The following is a 17,268-nucleotide window of genomic DNA, read 5'->3' as shown; positions in this document are numbered from 1 at the left end:
CGGCCAAGAAAAAGGCCGCGAACTCAAGGAACTGAGAAAATGGCACTGATCACCCTTCGGCAACTGTTGGACCATGCTGCGGAATATTCCTACGGTGTGCCCGCCTTCAACATCAACAACATGGAACAGGGCCTCGCCATCATGGAGGCCGCCAAGGCCGTCGATGCGCCGGTCATCATCCAGGCCTCGCGTGGCGCCCGGTCCTATGCCAATGACATCATGCTGGCGAAGATGATCGAGGCCTTGGCCGCGATCTATCCGGATATTCCGCTCTGCATGCACCAGGACCACGGCAACAACGAAGCCACCTGCATGACCGCGATCCGTCACGGCTTCACCTCGGTGATGATGGACGGCTCGCTCGAGGGCGACGCCAAGACCCCGGCCAGCTACGAGTACAACGTCGACATCACCGAGCGCGTCTCGCGCATGGCGCATTGGGTCGGCGCCTCGGTCGAGGGCGAGCTGGGCGTTCTGGGTTCGCTCGAAACCGGGCAAGGCGAGGCCGAGGATGGCCACGGCGCCGAAGGCGTTCTGGATCACAGCCAGCTGCTCACCGACCCCGATCAGGCCGTTGATTTCGTGAAGAAAACCCAAGTCGACGCGCTGGCGATCGCCTGCGGCACCTCGCATGGCGCCTACAAGTTCAGCCGCAAGCCCGATGGCGAGATCCTGGCGATGTCGGTGATCGAGGCGATCCACAAGAAACTGCCGAACACCCACCTTGTCATGCACGGCTCGTCCTCGGTGCCGCAGGATCTGCAGGACATCATCAACGAATTCGGCGGGGCGATGCCGCAAACCTTCGGCGTGCCGGTCGAGGAAATCGTGCGCGGCATCAAGATGGGCGTGCGCAAGGTCAATATCGACACCGACTGCCGCATGGCGATGACCGGGCAGTTCCGCCGCATCGCCGAGCAGAACAAGGCCGAATTCGACCCGCGCAAATTCCTGAAGCCCGCGATGGATGCGATGCGCGATCTGTGCAAGGCGCGTCTCGAGGCCTTCGGCACCGCGGGCCATGCGTCGAAAATCAAGGTCATCCCGATGGATGACATGGCGAAACGCTATGCCAGCGGCTCGCTTGCGCCGAAAACCGCCTGATCGAAAGGACCCCTCATCATGGATCAGTCTAACCGTTACGCCCGGCTCGACCTCAAGGAAGCCGATCTCATCGCCGGCGGGCGCCATGTGCTCTGCGCCTATGTCATGAAGCCCAAGGCGGGCTACGGCTATCTGGAAACCGCCGCCCATTTCGCCGCCGAAAGCTCGACCGGGACGAACGTCGAGGTCTCGACCACCGACGATTTCACCCGCGGCGTCGATGCGCTGGTCTACGAGATCGACCCGGAAAAGGAGATCATGAAGATCGCCTATCCGGTTGAACTCTTTGACAGAAACATCATCGACGGCCGGGCGATGCTGTGCTCGTTCCTGACGCTGACGATCGGCAACAACCAGGGCATGGGCGACGTCGAATATGCCAAGATGCACGAATTCTACGTGCCGCCCTGCTATCTGCGCCTGTTCGACGGCCCCTCGATGAACATCGCCGACATGTGGCGCGTTCTGGGCCGTCCGGTGGTCGATGGCGGCATGGTCGTCGGCACGATCATCAAGCCGAAACTGGGTCTGCGTCCGAAGCCCTTTGCCGATGCCTGCTATGAATTCTGGCTGGGCGGCGATTTCATCAAGAATGACGAACCGCAGGGCAACCAGACCTTCGCGCCGCTGAAGGAAACCATCCGTCTCGTCGCCGATGCGATGAAACGGGCGCAGGACGAAACCGGCGAAGCCAAGCTTTTCTCGGCCAACATCACCGCCGACGACCATTACGAAATGGTCGCCCGCGGCGAATACATCCTTGAAACTTTTGGCGAAAACGCCGATCACGTCGCCTTCCTCGTGGATGGCTATGTCACCGGCCCGGCGGCGATCACCACCGCGCGTCGGCAATTCCCGCGCCAGTTCCTGCACTATCACCGCGCGGGCCACGGCGCCGTGACCTCGCCGCAGTCGATGCGCGGCTACACCGCCTTCGTGCTCTCGAAGATGTCGCGTCTGCAGGGCGCCTCGGGCATCCACACCGGCACGATGGGCTATGGCAAGATGGAGGGCGATGCCTCCGACAAGATCATGGCCTACATGCTGACCGACGAGGCGGCGCAGGGCCCGTTCTACCATCAGGACTGGCTGGGCATGAAGGCCACGACGCCGATCATCTCGGGCGGCATGAACGCGCTGCGTCTGCCGGGCTTCTTCGACAACCTCGGCCATTCGAACGTGATCCAGACCTCGGGCGGCGGTGCCTTTGGTCACCTGGATGGCGGCACCGCCGGGGCGAAATCGCTGCGCCAGTCCTGCGACGCCTGGAAGGCGGGCGTGGATCTGGTGACCTATGCGAAATCGCATCGCGAACTGGCCCGGGCGTTCGAAAGCTTCCCGAACGATGCCGACAAGCTCTATCCGGGCTGGCGCGTCGCTCTGGGCGTTAACTGAACGCCGGTGCTATCCGGGCGGGGGACACCCCGCCCAACCCCTCAGGAGACCGACATGACCTTCGACCGTTCCATCAAGATCGCCCCCTCGATCCTTTCTGCCGACTTCGCCGATTTCGGCCGTGAAATCCAGGCCATCGAGGCGCAGGGCGCCGATTGGGTGCATGTCGACGTGATGGATGGGCATTTCGTGCCGAACCTCACCTTTGGTCCGCCCGCCGTCGCGGCCTTTCGCAAGCATGTGAAAACCGTGATGGACGTGCATCTGATGATTTCGCCGGTCGATGCCTATATCGACGCCTATGCGCAGGCGGGCGCCGATGTGCTGACGGCGCATGTCGAGGCCGGGCCGCATATCCACCGCACGCTGCAGGCGATCCGCGCCGCCGGAATGAAATCGGGCGTGGCGATCAACCCCGGCACCCCCGCCGAAGCGATCGAGCATGTCCTTGATATTGCGGATGTTGTCTGCGTGATGACGGTGAACCCGGGCTTTGGCGGGCAGAAATACATCGACATGACGGCCAAGGTGCGCAAGCTGCGCGCGATGATCGGCGACCGTCCGGTGCATATCGAGATCGACGGCGGCATGGACCCGGTGACGGCGCCCCTGATGGCCGCGGCGGGCGCCGATGTCTTCGTGGCGGGCTCGGGCGTCTTCAAGGGCGGTTCGGTTGCAACCCCCGAGGTCTATGGCAAGAACATCGCGGCAATCCGGGCCGCGGCGCAAGCGGCGCTCTGAGGTCGTCATGGGCGTCTCTCCCCCGGTTTGCGACTTCGGCTGGAAAGCCCCGGATTTCCGCCTGCCCGACACCTCGGGCAGGTTCTGGAGCCTGGATGACATCCGCGGGCCGAAAGGCCTGCTGATCATGTTTATCTGCAACCATTGCCCCTATGTTCAGGCGATCCTCGACCGGCTGCAGCGCGATGCCGAGGCGCTGATGGATCTGGGCATCGGCGTTGCGGCGATTTCCTCGAACGATGTCGGGACCTATCCGCAGGACGGCCCCGAGCACATGGCGCGGCTGGCTGCGGAACGCGGCTTCCGCTTCCCCTATCTGTTTGATGAAACGCAAGCCGTGGCAAAGGCTTACGATGCGATCTGCACACCGGATTTCTTCGGGTTCAATGCCGAGGATGCGTTGCAGTATCGCGGGCGTCTGGATGCTTCGGGGCGCCAGCCCGGCCCGGCCGATGCGCGGCGCGAACTTTACGAGGCGATGGTGCGCGTGGCCGAAACGGGTCAGGGACCGCGCGACCAGATCGCCTCGCTCGGGTGTTCGATCAAATGGAAAGACTGATGGCGCCGGCGCTGATTTTCGATCTCGATGGCACGCTGATCGACTCGGCGCCCGCCATTCACAAGGTCTCGAACGATGTGCTGACCGGACGCGGTTACGCGCCCCTCAGCCTCGATCAGATCCGCAGTTTCGTCGGACAGGGCGCGCCCCATCTGGTGCGCTGCCTGCTGACGACCGCCGGTGAAGATCCCGAAGGGCCGCTTTTCGACGCGATCTATGCCGATCTTGTCGGACGCTATGAAACCGATGTCGCGGGCAACACGCTTTACCCGGGTGTGATCACAGCGTTGCAACGTCTGCAGGCGATGGGCTGCCCGATGGCGATCACCACCAACAAGCCCTACAAGCCTGCGCTTGCGGCGATCGCCCATGTCGGTCTGAGCGATTATTTCCAGCTTGTGATCGGCGGCGACAGCCTGCCCACGCGCAAGCCGAACCCCGAGATGGTGCAGGAGGCGCAAAGATTATTGGGCCGCGACCATGCGCTGTACATCGGCGACAGCGAGATCGACGCACAGACCGCCCAAAACGCGGGGCTGCCGTTCCTGATCTATACCGAGGGCTATCGCAAGACCCCGGTCGAAGATCTGCCGCATGCCGCGAAGTTCAGCGATTTCAATGCCCTGCCCGGCATCGTTGAGGAATGGACATGGAGCTGAAGGCGCTGATCTTCGACGTTGACGGCACTTTGGCGGAAACCGAGGAAGTGCATCGGCAGGCCTTCAACGAGACTTTCGCGGCCCAGGGACTGGACTGGCACTGGTCGAAGGAAGATTATCGGACGCTTCTGCGCACCACCGGCGGCAAGGAGCGGATGGCGAAACATCGGGAGACCGTGGGCTCCGGCCCCTCCGATGTGGACATCGCCGCGCTGCACCAAGCGAAGACGCAACGCTATGTCGAGATCATCGCCTCGGGTCAGGTCGGCCTGCTGCCCGGTGTCGCGGCGCTGATCGACCGGGCAAAAGCTTCGGGACTTCGTCTCGCCATCGCCACCACGACCACGCGGGCAAATGTGGATGCGCTGATCGCCGCCACCTTCCGCAGGCCTGCCGGGGACATCTTCGAGGTGATCGCCGCCGGGGACGAGGTGGCGCAGAAGAAACCCGCCCCCGATGTCTATCTGCTGGCTTTGCAGGGTCTTGGACTGCCGCCCGCGGCGTGCCTGGCCTTCGAGGACAGCCGTGCCGGTCTCGCCTCGGCCAAGGCGGCCGAGCTTCGGGTGGTTCTGACGCCTTCGGAATACACCCGCGGCGACGATTTCACGGCCGCAGACTGGCTGATCCCCGATCTGACCCGCGCCGCGACCAAAGCGATCCCGGAGCTGCCCTGAGCCCCTTGCACCTGTCGGCAGCGCGGTCCAGAGTGGCCACGGAACTTGCCGGAGGAAGACATGGACCTGCGTACCCTGACGCCCGATTTCGCTGTGGCGCCGCAGATCGCCCTTGACGATATTGCCGAGGCCGCCCGCCTCGGCTTTCGCACGCTGATCAACAATCGCCCGGATGAAGAGGTCGACGCCGGTCTCAATGCCGCGCTGCAGGAGGCCGCCGCCGCCGCGGGGCTGTCCTATGTGCATCTGCCCTATTATCCGGGGGAACTGAGCGCCGATCTGATCGCCGCTTTCGAAGCCGCCCTTGCCGCGGCCGAAGCTCCGGTTCTGGCCTGGTGCCGGTCCGGGACGCGCTCCTCGCATCTGTGGGCCCTGAGCCAGGCCGGACGACGCCCCCTCGACGAGATTTTGCAAACTGCCCAAAATGCGGGCTATGATCTGTCTGCCCTGGTGCCGATGCTGCGCGCCAAGGCCGCCAACAGCGGTTTCGCCGTGTGAAGGTCGAAACTTAAACGCTTGGTAAAAAAGCATAATTGCACAGATCCTTTGGGGATGGTGCAGTCTGCGACCTTGTGACATGCCCTGCGCCGCGGGGCGGAACACACTTGCGCCAAGGGGGCGACACATGGCAAAACCGTGATCTGTGCAAGCTTGCGAGGTGTGAGACGCGCGCAATGCTGGATCATCTTGAACAACTTCTGGTCGCCGATGATGTCGCGACCATCTGGAGCATGCATTGTGCGCAGATGGCCAAGTTCGGCTTCGACCGTCTGATCTACGGGTTCACCCGGTTCCGCGCGACGCAGAATCTCGGCTCGCTCGATGATACGCTGATCCTGTCCAACCACGATCCGGCCTATCTGAATTCCTTCCTCGGCGCCGGTCTCTTTTCGGAGGCGCCGATGGTGAAATGGGCCCTCGACTCGGTGGGGGCCTGTTCGTGGCGCGTCGTCGCCGAACGGATGGCCGCGGGCGAGCTGACCGAAGGCGAGCGCAGGGTGATCGACCTCAACCGCCGTTTTCAGGTTCTGGCGGGCTATTCGATCGGCTTTCCCGACACCTCCGCCCGCGCCAAGGGGGCGATCGGCCTTTGCGCGCAGCCCGGCCTGACCCAGGCCGATGTCGACGCGATCTGGGAGGAGCATGGGCGTGACCTGCGGGTGCTGAATTCGATCATGCATCTGAAAATCAGCGCCCTGCCCTTTTCGACCACCCGTCGGCCGCTGACCTCGCGTCAGCGCGAGGTGCTGGAATGGGTCGGCGACGGCAAGACCTCGGCCGATATCGCGCAGATCCTCGGCCCGACCACGGCCACGGTCGAGAAACATCTGCGCCTCGCCCGCGAGGCGCTCGAGGTCGAAACCACCGCGCAGGCGCTGCTCAAGGCGTCGATGCAGAAGCAGCTTTTCATCACCTCGGCCCCCTGAGCCGGTCGAGCGGCCCCGGGGGCTGCGACATTCTGGCATGGTAAGGAATACCTGACTACTCCGAATCCATGGGAAATGCCTTAGATACACGTGTTCCGTGAGTGGTGGCTTCGGCCAGGAACAGGGAAGCAGTCGAAGATTGATCCGGCGAGATCCCACCGGTTTTCCGGTACGGCCCAGCGGGTTTATAGTCACCCGTCTGGGCCGTTTCAATTTCATGCACAAGATATGCAGGAAAGCGCGCCCTGACGGTTCAGGGCGCCGCAAATGCCCACATCGTAACAAAAACGCCGCCCCGAAGGGCGGCGCTGTCTTGGCCGAGGGGGCAGCGCCTACGCGCCGACCATCTTCGCCACTTCGGCGGCGAAATCCTCTTCCTTCTTCTCGACGCCTTCGCCCACGGCAAGACGCGCGAAGCCGGTGATTTCCACGCCCGCCTCGGTCGCGGCCTGGGCCACGGTCACATCGGGGTTCATCACGAATTTCTGGTTCACGAGGGTCACTTCCTCGAGGAACTTCTTCATCCGGCCCGGGATGATGTTGTTGTGGATCACCTGCTCGGGCTTCGGCTTGGCCGAGGTGGCGTTCTCTTCCAGCGCCTTGGCGGTCTGCACCTGCAGCTCGCGCTCCAGCACGGCCGGATCAAGGCTGGCCTCGTTCAGCGAGATCGGCGCGGTCGCCGCGATATGCATCGCGAATTGCTTGCCGATTTCCTGCGCCTTGGCGGCATCGCCCTTCAGCGCGACCAGAACGCCGATCTTGCCCATTTCCGGGGCGGCGGCATTGTGGACATAGGAAACGATGGTGTCGCCTTCCAGAATGTGCAGGCGGCGGAAGGTCATGTTCTCGCCGATGCGGGCGATGGCTTCGCCAAGCACTTCGTCAACGGTCTTGCCGTTCAGCGCCGCGGCTTTCACCACTTCGACCGATTCGCCCACTTCCAGCGCGGTTTTCGCCACGTCGCGCACCAGCGCCTGGAAATCGGTGTTCTTCGCCACGAAGTCGGTTTCCGAGTTGATCTCGATCGCGACACCGCGGCCGGTGGTCACGGCGACGCCGATCAGACCCTCGGCGGCAACGCGGTCGGCCTTTTTCGCGGCTTTCGCCAGGCCCTTGGTGCGCAGCCAGTCGATGGCGGCATCCATGTTGCCGTCGCATTCGGTCAGCGCCTTCTTCGCGTCCATCATGCCGGCGCCGGTGGTCTCGCGCAGTTCTTTCACCATCTGAGCGGTGACAGCCATGGGAACTCTCCTTGGAATGAGGTGAGGGCGGGGTTACCCCCGCCCGATGAAGCTTGTGTGACGGCCGGGCCTCAGGCCTCGGCGACGTCCTCGACCGGGGCTTCTTCCAGCGCGCCCAGGTCGACACCGGCGGCGCCCATCTGGGCGCTCATGCCGTCCAGCGCCGCGCGCGAGACGAGGTCGCAGTAAAGCGCGATGGCGCGGGCGGCGTCATCGTTGCCGGGGATGATGTAGTCCACGCCCTTGGGCGAGCAGTTGGTGTCGACCACGGCCACGACCGGGATGCCCAGCTTCTGCGCTTCGAGGATGGCGAGGTCTTCCTTCGACACGTCGATCACGAAGAGCAGGTCCGGCAGACCGCCCATTTCGCGGATCCCGCCCAGCGAGGCCTGCAGCTTGGCCTGCTCGCGTTCCATGCCCAGACGTTCTTTCTTGGTCAGGCCTTCGGCGCCCGAGGCCATGATCTCGTCGATCTGCTTCAGACGGGCGATCGACTGCGACACGGTCTTCCAGTTCGTCAGCGTGCCACCCAGCCAGCGGTGGTTCATGTAGTATTGCGCGCATTTTTCCGCGGCATCGGCGACGGCTTTCGCAGCCTGACGCTTGGTGCCGACAAAGAGCACGCGGCCGCCCTTGGCGACGGTGTCACGGACCACGTTCAGCGCCGCGTCGAGCATCGGCACGGTCTGGGTCAGGTCGATGATATGGATGCCGTTCCGCTCGCCATAGATGAACTCCGCCATGCGCGGGTTCCAGCGTTGCGTCTGGTGGCCGTAGTGAACGCCAGCTTCAAGAAGCTGACGCAGCGAGAAATCGGGAAGCGCCATGGTCCATTTCCTTTCCGGTTTGCGCCTGAGCGGAGGAATTTCAGGGTTGCCCCCAACCGGTGGACCGAACGGGGATGTCTCCCGCCGTTGGCCCGCCTCCGCCTGTGAAGTGCGCGCCCTATAGACCAGCCCCGCCCGTCTGGCAAGCCCCCGCGCCGGTCTTTGACGGCCGAAGCCTCCGGCGGGGATATTTGGCGCAAGATAAATCGGTGTTCCTTTATCTTGCTGCAAATATCCCGGGGGAGAGGCGCGAAAGCGCCGAGGGGGCAGCGCCCCCCCTTGCGCCCTCCGCGAAGCCGTAGCACCAAGGGACCATGAAAGACACTCCCGACATTCTTTGCATCGGCTCGGTCCTGTGGGACATCATCGGCCGCGCGCCGGTGCACATGCGCGCGGGCTCCGACGTGCCCGGGCGGATCACCCGCCTGCCCGGCGGCGTGGCGATGAACATCGCGATGACGCTGACCCGCTTCGGGCTGCGCCCGGCCATCCTGACGGCAATCGGTCGCGACACGCAGGGGGCCGAGCTGATCCAGTCGGCCGAGCTGATGGGGATCGACTGCCGGTTCCTCTATCGCTCGGACGATCTGCCCACCGACCGCTACATGGCGATCGAGGGGGCGAACGGGCTGATCGCCGCCATTGCCGATGCGCACAGCCTCGAGGCGGCGGGCGACAAGATCCTGCGCCCGTTGACCGATGGCCGTCTGGGCAGCGCCGCGCAGCCCTGGGCGGGGCCGGTGGCGCTGGATGGCAACCTGACCCAGGCGCTGCTGGCCGAGATCGCGCGTTCGCCGCTTTTTGCCCGCGCCGATCTGCGCGTCGCCCCCGCCAGCCCCGGCAAGGCCGAACGGCTGGCGCCGCTGCTGCCCCATCCCCGCGCGACGATCTATGTGAACCGCGAAGAGGCGGGCATCCTCTGCCAGCGCGACTTCACCACCGCCGAAGCCGCGGCCGAGGGGTTGCTTTCCCGCGGCGCCAGCCATGTCCTTGTCACGGATGGCGGCAGCGCCGCCGCCGATGGCTCGCGCGGACAAGGCGTCATCACCGCCACCCCGCCCGAGGTTCTGGTCACCCGCGTCACCGGCGCGGGCGACACTTTCATGGCCGCCCATCTGGTGGCCGAGCGCGAAGGCGCGGACCGCGAGACCGCCCTTGACCGCGCCCTTGCCGCCGCCGCTCGCTACGTCTCCGGAGACAAACCGACATGACCGCCCTGCCGCTTGCCTTTTCCCCCGAAGTCCGCGCCGCGCTGGACGCAGGCCGCCCGGTCGTCGCGCTGGAAAGCACGATCATCACCCACGGCATGCCGTTTCCGCAAAACCTCGAGACCGCCCGCCGGGTCGAGGCCGAGGTCCGCAGCGCCGGCGCCACCCCGGCGACGATCGCGGTGATGGGCGGGCGGATCCACATCGGCCTGACCGGGGCAGAGCTGGAAGCCCTGGCCCGGGCGACGGGGGTGATGAAGCTCTCGCGCGCCGATCTGGCCTTTTGTCTGGCCAGCGGGGGCATCGGCGCCACCACGGTGGCCGCCACGATGATCTGCGCGCATCTGGCCGGGATCGCGGTTTTCGCCACCGGCGGCATCGGCGGCGTGCACCGCGGCGCCGAGGAGAGCTTCGACATCTCCGCCGATCTGACCGAGCTGGGCCTGACCCCCGTCACCGTCGTCGCGGCCGGGGCCAAGGCCATCCTTGATCTGAACAAGACCCTGGAAGTTCTTGAAACGAATGGCGTTCCCGTAATCGCCTTCGGTCAGGACGACTTCCCCGCCTTCTGGTCGCGCAGCTCGGGCCTGCGCGCACCGCTGCGCGCCGAAACCGCCGCCGAGATCGCCCGCGCCCATCTGCTGCGCGCCCGTCTTGGCCTTGCGGGCGGCCAGCTTGTCGCCAATCCGATCCCGCCCGAGGCCGAGATCCCCCGCGAGGCGATCGTGCCGGTGATCGAGACCGCGCTGGCCGAGGCGGCGGCGCAGGGCATCGCCGCCAAGGCGGTCACGCCCTTCCTGCTCTCGCGGATCTTCGAACTGACCGAGGGACGCTCGCTTGCGGCCAATATCGCCCTTGTTTTGAACAATGCCCGCCTTGGCGCCGCCATTGCCCGCGAAATCGCCGCCGAACGGTGACGGGCGCATTGCGCCCGCCGCCTGCGGTCCCTACTTCTTGCGCAACCACGAGGCCCAGCATGACCGAGCATGACCCGCATCCGACGCCGCAAGAACAGCTCTCGCTCATGCCGCAGCCGCACAAGCGGGGCGTTCTGGCCGGGCTGAGGGCGTCCTTCCTGACCGGGCTGATCGTCATTGCGCCGATCGCCGCGACGCTGTGGCTGATGTGGACGCTCGCCGGCATGGTCGACAGCTGGGTGCTGCCCTTCATCCCCGCGCATATGCGCCCCGAAACCTATGTCGGCACCAATCTGCGCGGCGTGGGGGTGGTGATCTTCCTGCTTTTCACCATCACCGTCGGGGCCTTGGCGCGCAATTTCATCGGCCGCGCGGTGATCCGCTTCGGCGAGGCGCTGGTGGACCGGATGCCGGTGGTGCGCTCTGTCTACAACGGCGTGAAGCAGATCGCCGAAACCGTGCTGAGCCAGGGCGACACGAAATTCGACCGCGCCTGCCTGATCGACTATCCCCGCCCGGGGCTGAAGGCGATCGCCTTCGTCTCGGCCCGGGCCAAGGGCGAGATTGCGCTGCAGGGGGAGGCGGAAGATCCGCTGATCTCGGTCTTCCTGCCGACGACGCCGAACCCGACCTCGGGGTTTCTGCTCTATTTGCCGGAAAGCCAGATCACCTATCTCGACATGTCGGTCGAGGATGCCGCCAAGCTGATCATCTCGGCCGGGCTCGTCTATCCGGCCGACAAGAAGCCCGAGACACCGGGCAAGGCGGCGAAGAAGGCCGCCTGAGCGCCCCTCTTTCATCTTGCCTGAAATACCTCGGGGGTCCGGGGCGGAGCCCGCGGCGGGTCGCCTCGGGCTTGCCCCGAGGCGCAATCTCTCACAGCGCCGTCCAGCCGCCATCCACAGAAATCGTCGTGCCGGTGATCTGCGCCGCCGCCTCGGCACACAGGAAGACCGTCGTTCCCCCCAGTTGCTCGACCGTGGCGAACTGCTTCGAGGGTTGCCGCGTCAGCATCACCTCGCGGATCACCGTCTCGCGGTCCATCCCGTGCACCTTCATCTGATCGGGGATCTGCGCCTCGACCAGTGGCGTCAGCACATAGCCCGGACAGATCGCATTGCAGGTGATCGGCTCCTCGGCGGTTTCCAGCGCCACCGTCTTGGTGAAGCCGACAATGCCATGCTTGGCCGCCACATAGGCCGATTTGAACGGCGAGGCGGTCAGCCCATGCGCCGAGGCGATGTTGACCACCCGCCCCCAGCCCGCCGCCCGCATCAGCGGCAAGGCCGCCGCCGTGGTGTGAAAGGCCGAGCTGAGATTGATCGCGATGATGGCATCCCATTTCTCGACCGGGAACTGATCGACCGGCGCCACATGCTGGATGCCCGCATTGTTCACCAGAATGTCGCAGCGTCCCGCCTGCGCCACCAGCGCCCGGCACTCCGCGCCCTGCGACATGTCGGCCTTGATGTAGCGCGCCGTCACCCCGAATTCGGCGCCAAGCGCTGCGGCCAGGGCATGATCCTCGGGGCGATCGGTGAAGGAGTTCAGCACCACATCGGCCCCGGCCCGCGCCAGTTCGCGCGCCACCCCAAGCCCGATCCCCGAATTGGATCCGGTGATCACCGCCGTCTTGCCCTTCAGGCTCATGGTTCCCTCCTCCAGCTGTTGCGCAGAAAGAAGTAACCCCATCCCACGGTTCTGCAACTGCGAAGAGAGGCGCCAAAAGAAAAAGACTCCCGCGCAAGGCGGGCGTCAAGTCATGAGGCAGGTTTCATACAGGCAAGAAACCTATCGAGCAGTGATCCCTTTATAGCCCCGTATGACGCTGCTTCCAAGGGAAAAGTTTGCCTGTGCCTGCGGCAGGCGCTAGCTTGGCGCCTGAAAAGACAGGCAAACGGGAGATTGTTGCGATGCAGGGATCGGTGTTTTTCCGCGCTCTCGCCCTTGTGATATTGGCTTTTGGCGGTGTTTCGGCAGGCTTTTCGGTGCAGGCCGAACCGATGACCGGAATCGCCATGCAGGGCCTGCCCGCACTCGATCCCGCACGGATGTCCCTGCCCTATGCCAACCCCGAAGCCCCCTTTGGCGGCCGGATGCGGATGGGCGAACCGGGCAGGTTCGATTCGCTCAACCCCTGGATCCTGCAGGGCCGTCCCGCCCAGGGGATTTCGGGCTATGTCACCGAATCGCTGATGCTGCGCAGCTTTGACGAGCCCTTCAGCCTTTACGGGCTTCTGGCCGAAACCATCGAGACCGATGCCAGCCGGTCCTCGGTCGCCTTCACCCTGCGCCCCGAGGCACGGTTTTCCGATGGCAGCCCGGTCACCGTCGAAGATGTGATCTGGTCCTTCGAGACGATCGGCACCGCGGGCGGTCCGCGCTATCAGACCGCCTGGAAAAAGGTGAAGTCGATCCGCCAGACCGGGCCGCGAAGCCTGCGCATCGACTTCACCGAACCGAACCGGGAGCTGGCGCTGCTGATGGGGCTGCGCCCGGTCTTGTCGAAGAAGCAGTGGCAAGGCCATGATTTTGCATCTGAAACGCAGATGATCCCGGTGGGCTCCGGGCCCTATGTCGTGGATAAGGTCGACATGGGCCGGTCGATCACATTGCGGCGCAATCCCGACTGGTGGGGCAAGGATCTGCCGATCACCCGCGGGCTGCATCATCTCGATCAGCTGAGCTGGGAGTATTTCGGCGATCAGAACGTGATGTTCGAGGCCTTCAAGGCCGGCGAAATCGACCTTTACCGCGAGGGCAGCGCCGTGAACTGGGACAGCGAATATGATTTCCCGGCGTTGACCGCGGGGCGGATCGTCAAGGAAGAGATCGCCCATCACCAGCCCTCGGGGATCAAGGGGCTGGTGATGAACACCAGAAAGCCGCTTTTCGCCGATTGGCGGGTGCGGCAGGCGATGATCCTCGCGTTCAACTTCGAATTCGTGAACAAGACGCTGACCGGCGGCCGTGAGCCGCGAATTTCCTCTTATTTTGCCAATTCGGCGCTGGCGATGCCGCCCGGCCCCGCGACGGGCAAGATTGCGGCGTTGCTGGCGCCCTTTGCGCCGGATCTGCTGCCCGGCACGCTGGAGGGCTATGCGCTGCCCGTCGCCGACGGCACGGCACAAAACCGGCGCAACATGCGCGCGGCGTCGAAATTGCTTGAGGAGGCGGGCTGGACCGCGGGCGATGACGGCGTGCTGAAGACGGCTGCGGGAACGCCCTTCCGCTTCGAGATCGTGCTGCAGCAGGGCGCCTCCGAATCGCAAGCGGTGGTCGACATCTATGTCGAATCGCTGCGGCGACTGGGCATCTTTCCGAAGGTGACGGTGGTCGATGACGCGCAGTTTCAGGCCCGCAAGACCGACTACGATTTCGACATGACCTGGATGTTCGTGGCCACCTCGCTTGCCCCCGGCAACGAGCAGTATCTTTACTGGGGCGCGCAGGGCGCCGACGCGCCCGGCTCGCGCAATCTGATGGGGATGCACGACCCCGCCGCCGATGCGATGATCGCGGCGCTGCTGGACGCGCAGACCCCCGAGGATTACACCGCCGCGGTGCAGGCGCTTGATCGCGTGCTGACGGCGGGGCGTTACGTGATTCCGATCTGGTATGCGCCGGTCGCGCGGGTCGCACACAGTCGTGACCTTCACTTTCCGGCAAGGGTTCCGCTATACGGGGATTGGCCGGGCGTGACGCCCGATGCATGGTGGCATGAGGCGAAGAAATGAAGACAGCGATCCTGGGGATGGTGCTGGCCGTGGCGCTTTCGGGGTGCAACACCGTTGCGGGCGTCGGCGCCGACGTGACCGATGGCGCGCACAAGGTGCAAAGCTGGTTCTGAGCCGCGATCCGCGGCACAGGCTGAAATTTCCCTTTTCAGGCCGCGATTTGCGGCGCAAGATCGAGACCTGCAAAGGGGCTCGGAGCAGGAGGTCGGGATGAAATGGCATCATGTGCAGGACAATTGGCCTGCCTTCTTCGAAGCGATCCTCGACCGCTGGCCCGATGCCGACGAGGCCGAGCTTGAAGAGATCGACGGCGATCAGCGCGCCTTCATCGCCTATGTCATCGAGCTGACCGGGCAAGAGCCCGAGGAAGCCCGGGCCGATATCCGCGAATGGCTGTCGGGGGAACTGCCCTCGGACGTGGTGATGGACCCGCGTCACGACAATCATTCGATCGCCTTGTCGAAGAAATACGTCCCCGAGGGCGAAGACGAATACGACGACGATTCGCGCTTCGGCGACGAGGAATGATCCGGCACACGGCAAGCTGATCCCGCACCGCTTGCAACCGCAGGCGGCGCGGCTTAGCAAGGCGCATGCTGTCGATCCATCGCTCCACACCCCCTGCTGCCCCGCCTGCCGCCTTCAACATGGCGGCGCATGTGCTTGCCCGCGCCGATGCGCTTGCCGATCGCTCGGCCTTGCAGATCGTCGGCCCTTCCGGCGCCGAACGCTGGTCTTTCGGACGTCTGGCCGCTGCGGTGCGCGGTACCGGAACCGGATTCCTGCGCGCCGGTCTGCAGCCCGGGGATCGCGTGCTGCTGCGGCTTGGCAACACGCCCGAATTTCCGGTGGCCTTCCTCGGGGCGATTGCGGCGGGACTGATCCCGGTGCCGACCTCGGCGCAACTGACCGGGGAAGAGATCACGAAGATGGCGGCGCAAATCGCCCCGGCCGCCGTGGTGGCGGGCGCGGGCGTTTCGCTTCCCGATAATCCGCCGATGATCCTGACCGAGGCCGATCTGAAGCGGTTCGAAGCCTTGCCGCCCTGCGATTATGCGCTGGGTCCGGCCGAAAGGCTTGCCTATATCGTCTTCACCTCCGGCACTTCGGGCTCTGCACGGGCCGTGTGTCATGCCCATCGCGCGATCTGGGCGCGGCAGATGATGCACGAGGGCTGGTACGGGCTGAGCGGATCGGATCGGTTGCTGCATGCCGGGGCCTTCAACTGGACCTATACGCTTGGCACCGGGCTGATGGATCCCTGGACGGTCGGGGCCACCGCGCTCATTCCCGCGCCGGGCGTCGAGCCTGCCATGCTGCCCTTGTTGCTGCGCCGCTTCGATGTGACGATTTTCGCAGCGGTTCCAGGTGTTTACCGGCAGCTTTTGAAGCAGCATCCGAAGCTTGACCTGCCGCGTCTGCGCCATGGCCTCTCGGCGGGCGAAGCGCTGCCGCGGCTGACCCGGCAGCATTGGACCGAGGCCACCGGCACCCCGATCTTCGAGGCGCTGGGCATGTCGGAATGTTCGACCTTCATTTCCTCCTGCCCGGCCAACCCGGCACCGGAGGGCACGATGGGCTGGCCGCAACCGGGCCGACAGATCGCGGTCCTGTCCCCCGGAGGCCATCCGGTGCCCCGGGGCGAACCGGGCGAGCTGTCGGTGCATTGCAGCGATCCGGGGCTTTTCCTCGGCTATTGGGGCCGCCGAGCCGAGGCGCGGGCAAAGTTCACCGCGGACGGGGACTGGTTCCGCACCGGCGACATCGTGCGGATGACCGAGGCCGGGGCCATCGCCTATCAGGGCCGCGGCGACGACATGATGAACGCGGGGGGGTTCCGGGTCAGCCCGCTGGAAGTCGAGGCTGCGATGGTCAGCTGTCCCGAGGCGGGCGAGGTCGCCGCGATCGAGTTGCGCCTGTCCGAGGAAACCAGCCTGATCGCTCTGGCCCATACGGGGCCGGCCTCGGCCTCGGACCTTGCCGCGCATGCCACTGCACATCTGGCGCGCTACAAGCAGCCCCGGATCTATCAGCATTTTCCGGCCCTGCCGCGCAACCGCAACGGCAAGATCGACCGAAAGGCCTTGCGCCAGCTCTGGCCGCCACTTGCAGAGAGGGTCCCAAGCAAATGATCACGCTTGATATTTTCGCGGACCCGACGTGCCCCTGGTGTTATCTTGCCAAAGCCCAGCTGGACCGTGCGCTGGAGGCACGTCCCGGTCATCCGTTTCTGATCTCCTGGCAGCCGTTCCAGCTCAATCCGACGCTGCCAGCCGAAGGGATGGACCGCGGTGCCTGGTTGCGCGCGCGGTTTGGCGTCCAGGCGGACCGGGTCGACCTGCCCGTGCTCGAGGCCGCCAGGACCGCCGGGGTGGCGTTGAACCTGCCCATAATCACCAGAATGCCCAATACGCTGAACGCCCATCGTCTGTTGCATTGGGCCGGGATCGAGGGGGCGCAGACGGCGGTCATGTCTGGCCTGCTGCGCGCTTATTGGCGGGACGGGCAGGACATCGGGCAGCCCGACATCCTTGTGACGATCGCTGCCGATGCCGGACTTGACGCGGTGCTGATCCGTCGCCTGCTTGCGACTGACGCAGATGCCGAAACGATCCGGTCGCGTGCGGCCCATGCGCGGGAGCGCGGCGTGACCTCGGTTCCGACCTTCATTCTCGACAATACCCATGTGATCACAGGCGCGCAGCCCGCCAAGCTCTGGATGCAGGTCATCGACGAGATCGCTGCGACATAGCTGTGCAGCCCCGCACGGCAATGTGCG

Annotated in this window: 19 protein-coding genes; 16 read left to right on the top strand and 3 right to left on the bottom strand. The window is 65.0% G+C overall.

Translation table 11 applies throughout. The features are described 5' to 3' along the window. The first annotated feature begins 39 nt into the window (after window positions 1-39). The 8 genes from fba to RCAP_RS09045 all read left to right on the top strand — a co-directional run bounded on the left by fba (window position 40) and on the right by RCAP_RS09045 (window position 6,559). Window positions 40-1,104, top strand: coding sequence for a class II fructose-bisphosphate aldolase (fba, locus tag RCAP_RS09080; RefSeq protein WP_013067554.1), 1,065 nt, complete (start codon window positions 40-42; stop codon window positions 1,102-1,104). An 18-nt stretch (window positions 1,105-1,122) separates the two neighbouring features. Then, the gene (locus tag RCAP_RS09075; protein WP_013067553.1) at window positions 1,123-2,499 is read left to right on the top strand and encodes a ribulose-bisphosphate carboxylase; all 1,377 of its coding nucleotides are present in this window, start codon (window positions 1,123-1,125) and stop codon (window positions 2,497-2,499) included. Between the two features lie 54 nt (window positions 2,500-2,553). After that, window positions 2,554-3,240 (top strand): ribulose-phosphate 3-epimerase, encoded by a 687-nt coding sequence (rpe, locus tag RCAP_RS09070; RefSeq protein ID WP_013067552.1) that lies wholly within the window; start codon window positions 2,554-2,556, stop codon window positions 3,238-3,240. A 7-nt stretch (window positions 3,241-3,247) separates the two neighbouring features. Beyond that, the gene (locus tag RCAP_RS09065) at window positions 3,248-3,799 is read left to right on the top strand and encodes a thioredoxin family protein (RefSeq protein WP_013067551.1); all 552 of its coding nucleotides are present in this window, start codon (window positions 3,248-3,250) and stop codon (window positions 3,797-3,799) included. Continuing rightward, window positions 3,799-4,458, top strand: coding sequence for a phosphoglycolate phosphatase (locus RCAP_RS09060; protein ID WP_013067550.1), 660 nt, complete (start codon window positions 3,799-3,801; stop codon window positions 4,456-4,458). Before RCAP_RS09065 ends, RCAP_RS09060 begins: the two co-directional genes overlap by 1 nt. Then, window positions 4,449-5,132 carry an HAD family hydrolase gene (locus RCAP_RS09055; RefSeq protein WP_013067549.1) on the top strand — a complete coding sequence of 228 codons (684 nt, stop codon included), beginning with the start codon at window positions 4,449-4,451 and terminating at the stop codon, window positions 5,130-5,132. Before RCAP_RS09060 ends, RCAP_RS09055 begins: the two co-directional genes overlap by 10 nt. A 60-nt stretch (window positions 5,133-5,192) precedes the next feature. Beyond that, the gene (locus RCAP_RS09050) at window positions 5,193-5,630 is read left to right on the top strand and encodes a TIGR01244 family sulfur transferase (RefSeq protein WP_013067548.1); all 438 of its coding nucleotides are present in this window, start codon (window positions 5,193-5,195) and stop codon (window positions 5,628-5,630) included. A gap of 176 nt (window positions 5,631-5,806) precedes the next feature. Then, window positions 5,807-6,559 (top strand): LuxR family transcriptional regulator, encoded by a 753-nt coding sequence (locus tag RCAP_RS09045; protein ID WP_013067547.1) that lies wholly within the window; start codon window positions 5,807-5,809, stop codon window positions 6,557-6,559. Window positions 6,560-6,891: 332 nt separating this feature from the next. Here the strand turns inward: RCAP_RS09045 and tsf are convergent, their stop codons facing one another. Together tsf and rpsB are read right to left on the bottom strand one after the other, a co-directional pair. After that, window positions 6,892-7,800 carry a translation elongation factor Ts gene (gene tsf / locus RCAP_RS09040; protein WP_013067546.1) on the bottom strand — a complete coding sequence of 303 codons (909 nt, stop codon included), beginning with the start codon at window positions 7,798-7,800 and terminating at the stop codon, window positions 6,892-6,894. Window positions 7,801-7,871: 71 nt separating this feature from the next. Further along, window positions 7,872-8,627 (bottom strand): 30S ribosomal protein S2, encoded by a 756-nt coding sequence (rpsB, locus tag RCAP_RS09035; protein WP_013067545.1) that lies wholly within the window; start codon window positions 8,625-8,627, stop codon window positions 7,872-7,874. A 314-nt stretch (window positions 8,628-8,941) separates the two neighbouring features. Here rpsB and RCAP_RS09030 point away from each other — a divergent pair, with 314 nt between their 5' ends. The 3 genes from RCAP_RS09030 to RCAP_RS09020 are packed head-to-tail and all read left to right on the top strand — an operon-like array spanning window position 8,942 to window position 11,537. After that, window positions 8,942-9,838 (top strand): PfkB family carbohydrate kinase, encoded by an 897-nt coding sequence (locus tag RCAP_RS09030; RefSeq protein ID WP_013067544.1) that lies wholly within the window; start codon window positions 8,942-8,944, stop codon window positions 9,836-9,838. After that, entirely contained in the window at window positions 9,835-10,752 is a 918-nt protein-coding gene (locus tag RCAP_RS09025; protein ID WP_013067543.1) for a pseudouridine-5'-phosphate glycosidase, read from the top strand. Before RCAP_RS09030 ends, RCAP_RS09025 begins: the two co-directional genes overlap by 4 nt. Before the next feature lie 59 nt (window positions 10,753-10,811). Continuing rightward, the gene (locus RCAP_RS09020) at window positions 10,812-11,537 is read left to right on the top strand and encodes a DUF502 domain-containing protein (RefSeq protein ID WP_013067542.1); all 726 of its coding nucleotides are present in this window, start codon (window positions 10,812-10,814) and stop codon (window positions 11,535-11,537) included. A gap of 91 nt (window positions 11,538-11,628) precedes the next feature. Here the strand turns inward: RCAP_RS09020 and RCAP_RS09015 are convergent, their stop codons facing one another. Continuing rightward, window positions 11,629-12,402 carry a 3-hydroxybutyrate dehydrogenase gene (locus tag RCAP_RS09015; RefSeq protein WP_013067541.1) on the bottom strand — a complete coding sequence of 258 codons (774 nt, stop codon included), beginning with the start codon at window positions 12,400-12,402 and terminating at the stop codon, window positions 11,629-11,631. A 263-nt stretch (window positions 12,403-12,665) separates the two neighbouring features. Here RCAP_RS09015 and RCAP_RS09010 point away from each other — a divergent pair, with 263 nt between their 5' ends. The 5 genes from RCAP_RS09010 to RCAP_RS08990 all read left to right on the top strand — a co-directional run bounded on the left by RCAP_RS09010 (window position 12,666) and on the right by RCAP_RS08990 (window position 17,241). After that, window positions 12,666-14,489: an extracellular solute-binding protein gene (locus RCAP_RS09010; protein WP_013067540.1), complete on the top strand. Its 1,824-nt coding sequence runs from the start codon at window positions 12,666-12,668 to the stop codon at window positions 14,487-14,489. After that, entirely contained in the window at window positions 14,486-14,602 is a 117-nt protein-coding gene (locus RCAP_RS09005; RefSeq protein ID WP_013067539.1) for an entericidin, read from the top strand. The genes RCAP_RS09010 and RCAP_RS09005 overlap by 4 nt, the downstream gene beginning before the upstream one ends. A gap of 97 nt (window positions 14,603-14,699) precedes the next feature. Then, a complete protein-coding gene (locus RCAP_RS09000; protein ID WP_013067538.1) occupies window positions 14,700-15,017 on the top strand; it encodes a hypothetical protein in 318 nt (105 codons plus the stop codon). A 65-nt stretch (window positions 15,018-15,082) separates the two neighbouring features. Beyond that, entirely contained in the window at window positions 15,083-16,621 is a 1,539-nt protein-coding gene (locus RCAP_RS08995; RefSeq protein ID WP_013067537.1) for a class I adenylate-forming enzyme family protein, read from the top strand. After that, entirely contained in the window at window positions 16,618-17,241 is a 624-nt protein-coding gene (locus tag RCAP_RS08990; protein ID WP_013067536.1) for a DsbA family oxidoreductase, read from the top strand. The genes RCAP_RS08995 and RCAP_RS08990 overlap by 4 nt, the downstream gene beginning before the upstream one ends. Window positions 17,242-17,268 lie beyond the last annotated feature (27 nt).

This window comes from Rhodobacter capsulatus SB 1003, assembly GCF_000021865.1.
Lineage (GTDB): Bacteria > Pseudomonadota > Alphaproteobacteria > Rhodobacterales > Rhodobacteraceae > Rhodobacter > Rhodobacter capsulatus_B.
This window is presented reverse-complemented; position numbering and strand designations above follow the sequence as displayed.

Bases quoted from the DNA above. Each gene is read 5' to 3' on its own strand.
- RCAP_RS09000 (WP_013067538.1), top strand. From the start codon at position 14,700: ATGAAATGGCATCATGTGCAGGACAATTGGCCTGCCTTCTTCGAAGCG.
- RCAP_RS09030 (WP_013067544.1), top strand. From the start codon at position 8,942: ATGAAAGACACTCCCGACATTCTTTGCATCGGCTCGGTCCTGTGGGAC.
- fba (WP_013067554.1), top strand. From the start codon at position 40: ATGGCACTGATCACCCTTCGGCAACTGTTGGACCATGCTGCGGAATAT.
- RCAP_RS08995 (WP_013067537.1), top strand. From the start codon at position 15,083: ATGCTGTCGATCCATCGCTCCACACCCCCTGCTGCCCCGCCTGCCGCC.
- RCAP_RS09025 (WP_013067543.1), top strand. From the start codon at position 9,835: ATGACCGCCCTGCCGCTTGCCTTTTCCCCCGAAGTCCGCGCCGCGCTG.
- rpe (WP_013067552.1), top strand. From the start codon at position 2,554: ATGACCTTCGACCGTTCCATCAAGATCGCCCCCTCGATCCTTTCTGCC.
- tsf (WP_013067546.1), bottom strand. From the start codon at position 7,800: ATGGCTGTCACCGCTCAGATGGTGAAAGAACTGCGCGAGACCACCGGC.
- RCAP_RS09065 (WP_013067551.1), top strand. From the start codon at position 3,248: ATGGGCGTCTCTCCCCCGGTTTGCGACTTCGGCTGGAAAGCCCCGGAT.
- RCAP_RS09010 (WP_013067540.1), top strand. From the start codon at position 12,666: ATGCAGGGATCGGTGTTTTTCCGCGCTCTCGCCCTTGTGATATTGGCT.
- RCAP_RS09050 (WP_013067548.1), top strand. From the start codon at position 5,193: ATGGACCTGCGTACCCTGACGCCCGATTTCGCTGTGGCGCCGCAGATC.
- RCAP_RS09045 (WP_013067547.1), top strand. From the start codon at position 5,807: ATGCTGGATCATCTTGAACAACTTCTGGTCGCCGATGATGTCGCGACC.
- RCAP_RS08990 (WP_013067536.1), top strand. From the start codon at position 16,618: ATGATCACGCTTGATATTTTCGCGGACCCGACGTGCCCCTGGTGTTAT.
- RCAP_RS09055 (WP_013067549.1), top strand. From the start codon at position 4,449: ATGGAGCTGAAGGCGCTGATCTTCGACGTTGACGGCACTTTGGCGGAA.
- rpsB (WP_013067545.1), bottom strand. From the start codon at position 8,627: ATGGCGCTTCCCGATTTCTCGCTGCGTCAGCTTCTTGAAGCTGGCGTT.
- RCAP_RS09060 (WP_013067550.1), top strand. From the start codon at position 3,799: ATGGCGCCGGCGCTGATTTTCGATCTCGATGGCACGCTGATCGACTCG.
- RCAP_RS09015 (WP_013067541.1), bottom strand. From the start codon at position 12,402: ATGAGCCTGAAGGGCAAGACGGCGGTGATCACCGGATCCAATTCGGGG.
- RCAP_RS09005 (WP_013067539.1), top strand. From the start codon at position 14,486: ATGAAGACAGCGATCCTGGGGATGGTGCTGGCCGTGGCGCTTTCGGGG.
- RCAP_RS09020 (WP_013067542.1), top strand. From the start codon at position 10,812: ATGACCGAGCATGACCCGCATCCGACGCCGCAAGAACAGCTCTCGCTC.
- RCAP_RS09075 (WP_013067553.1), top strand. From the start codon at position 1,123: ATGGATCAGTCTAACCGTTACGCCCGGCTCGACCTCAAGGAAGCCGAT.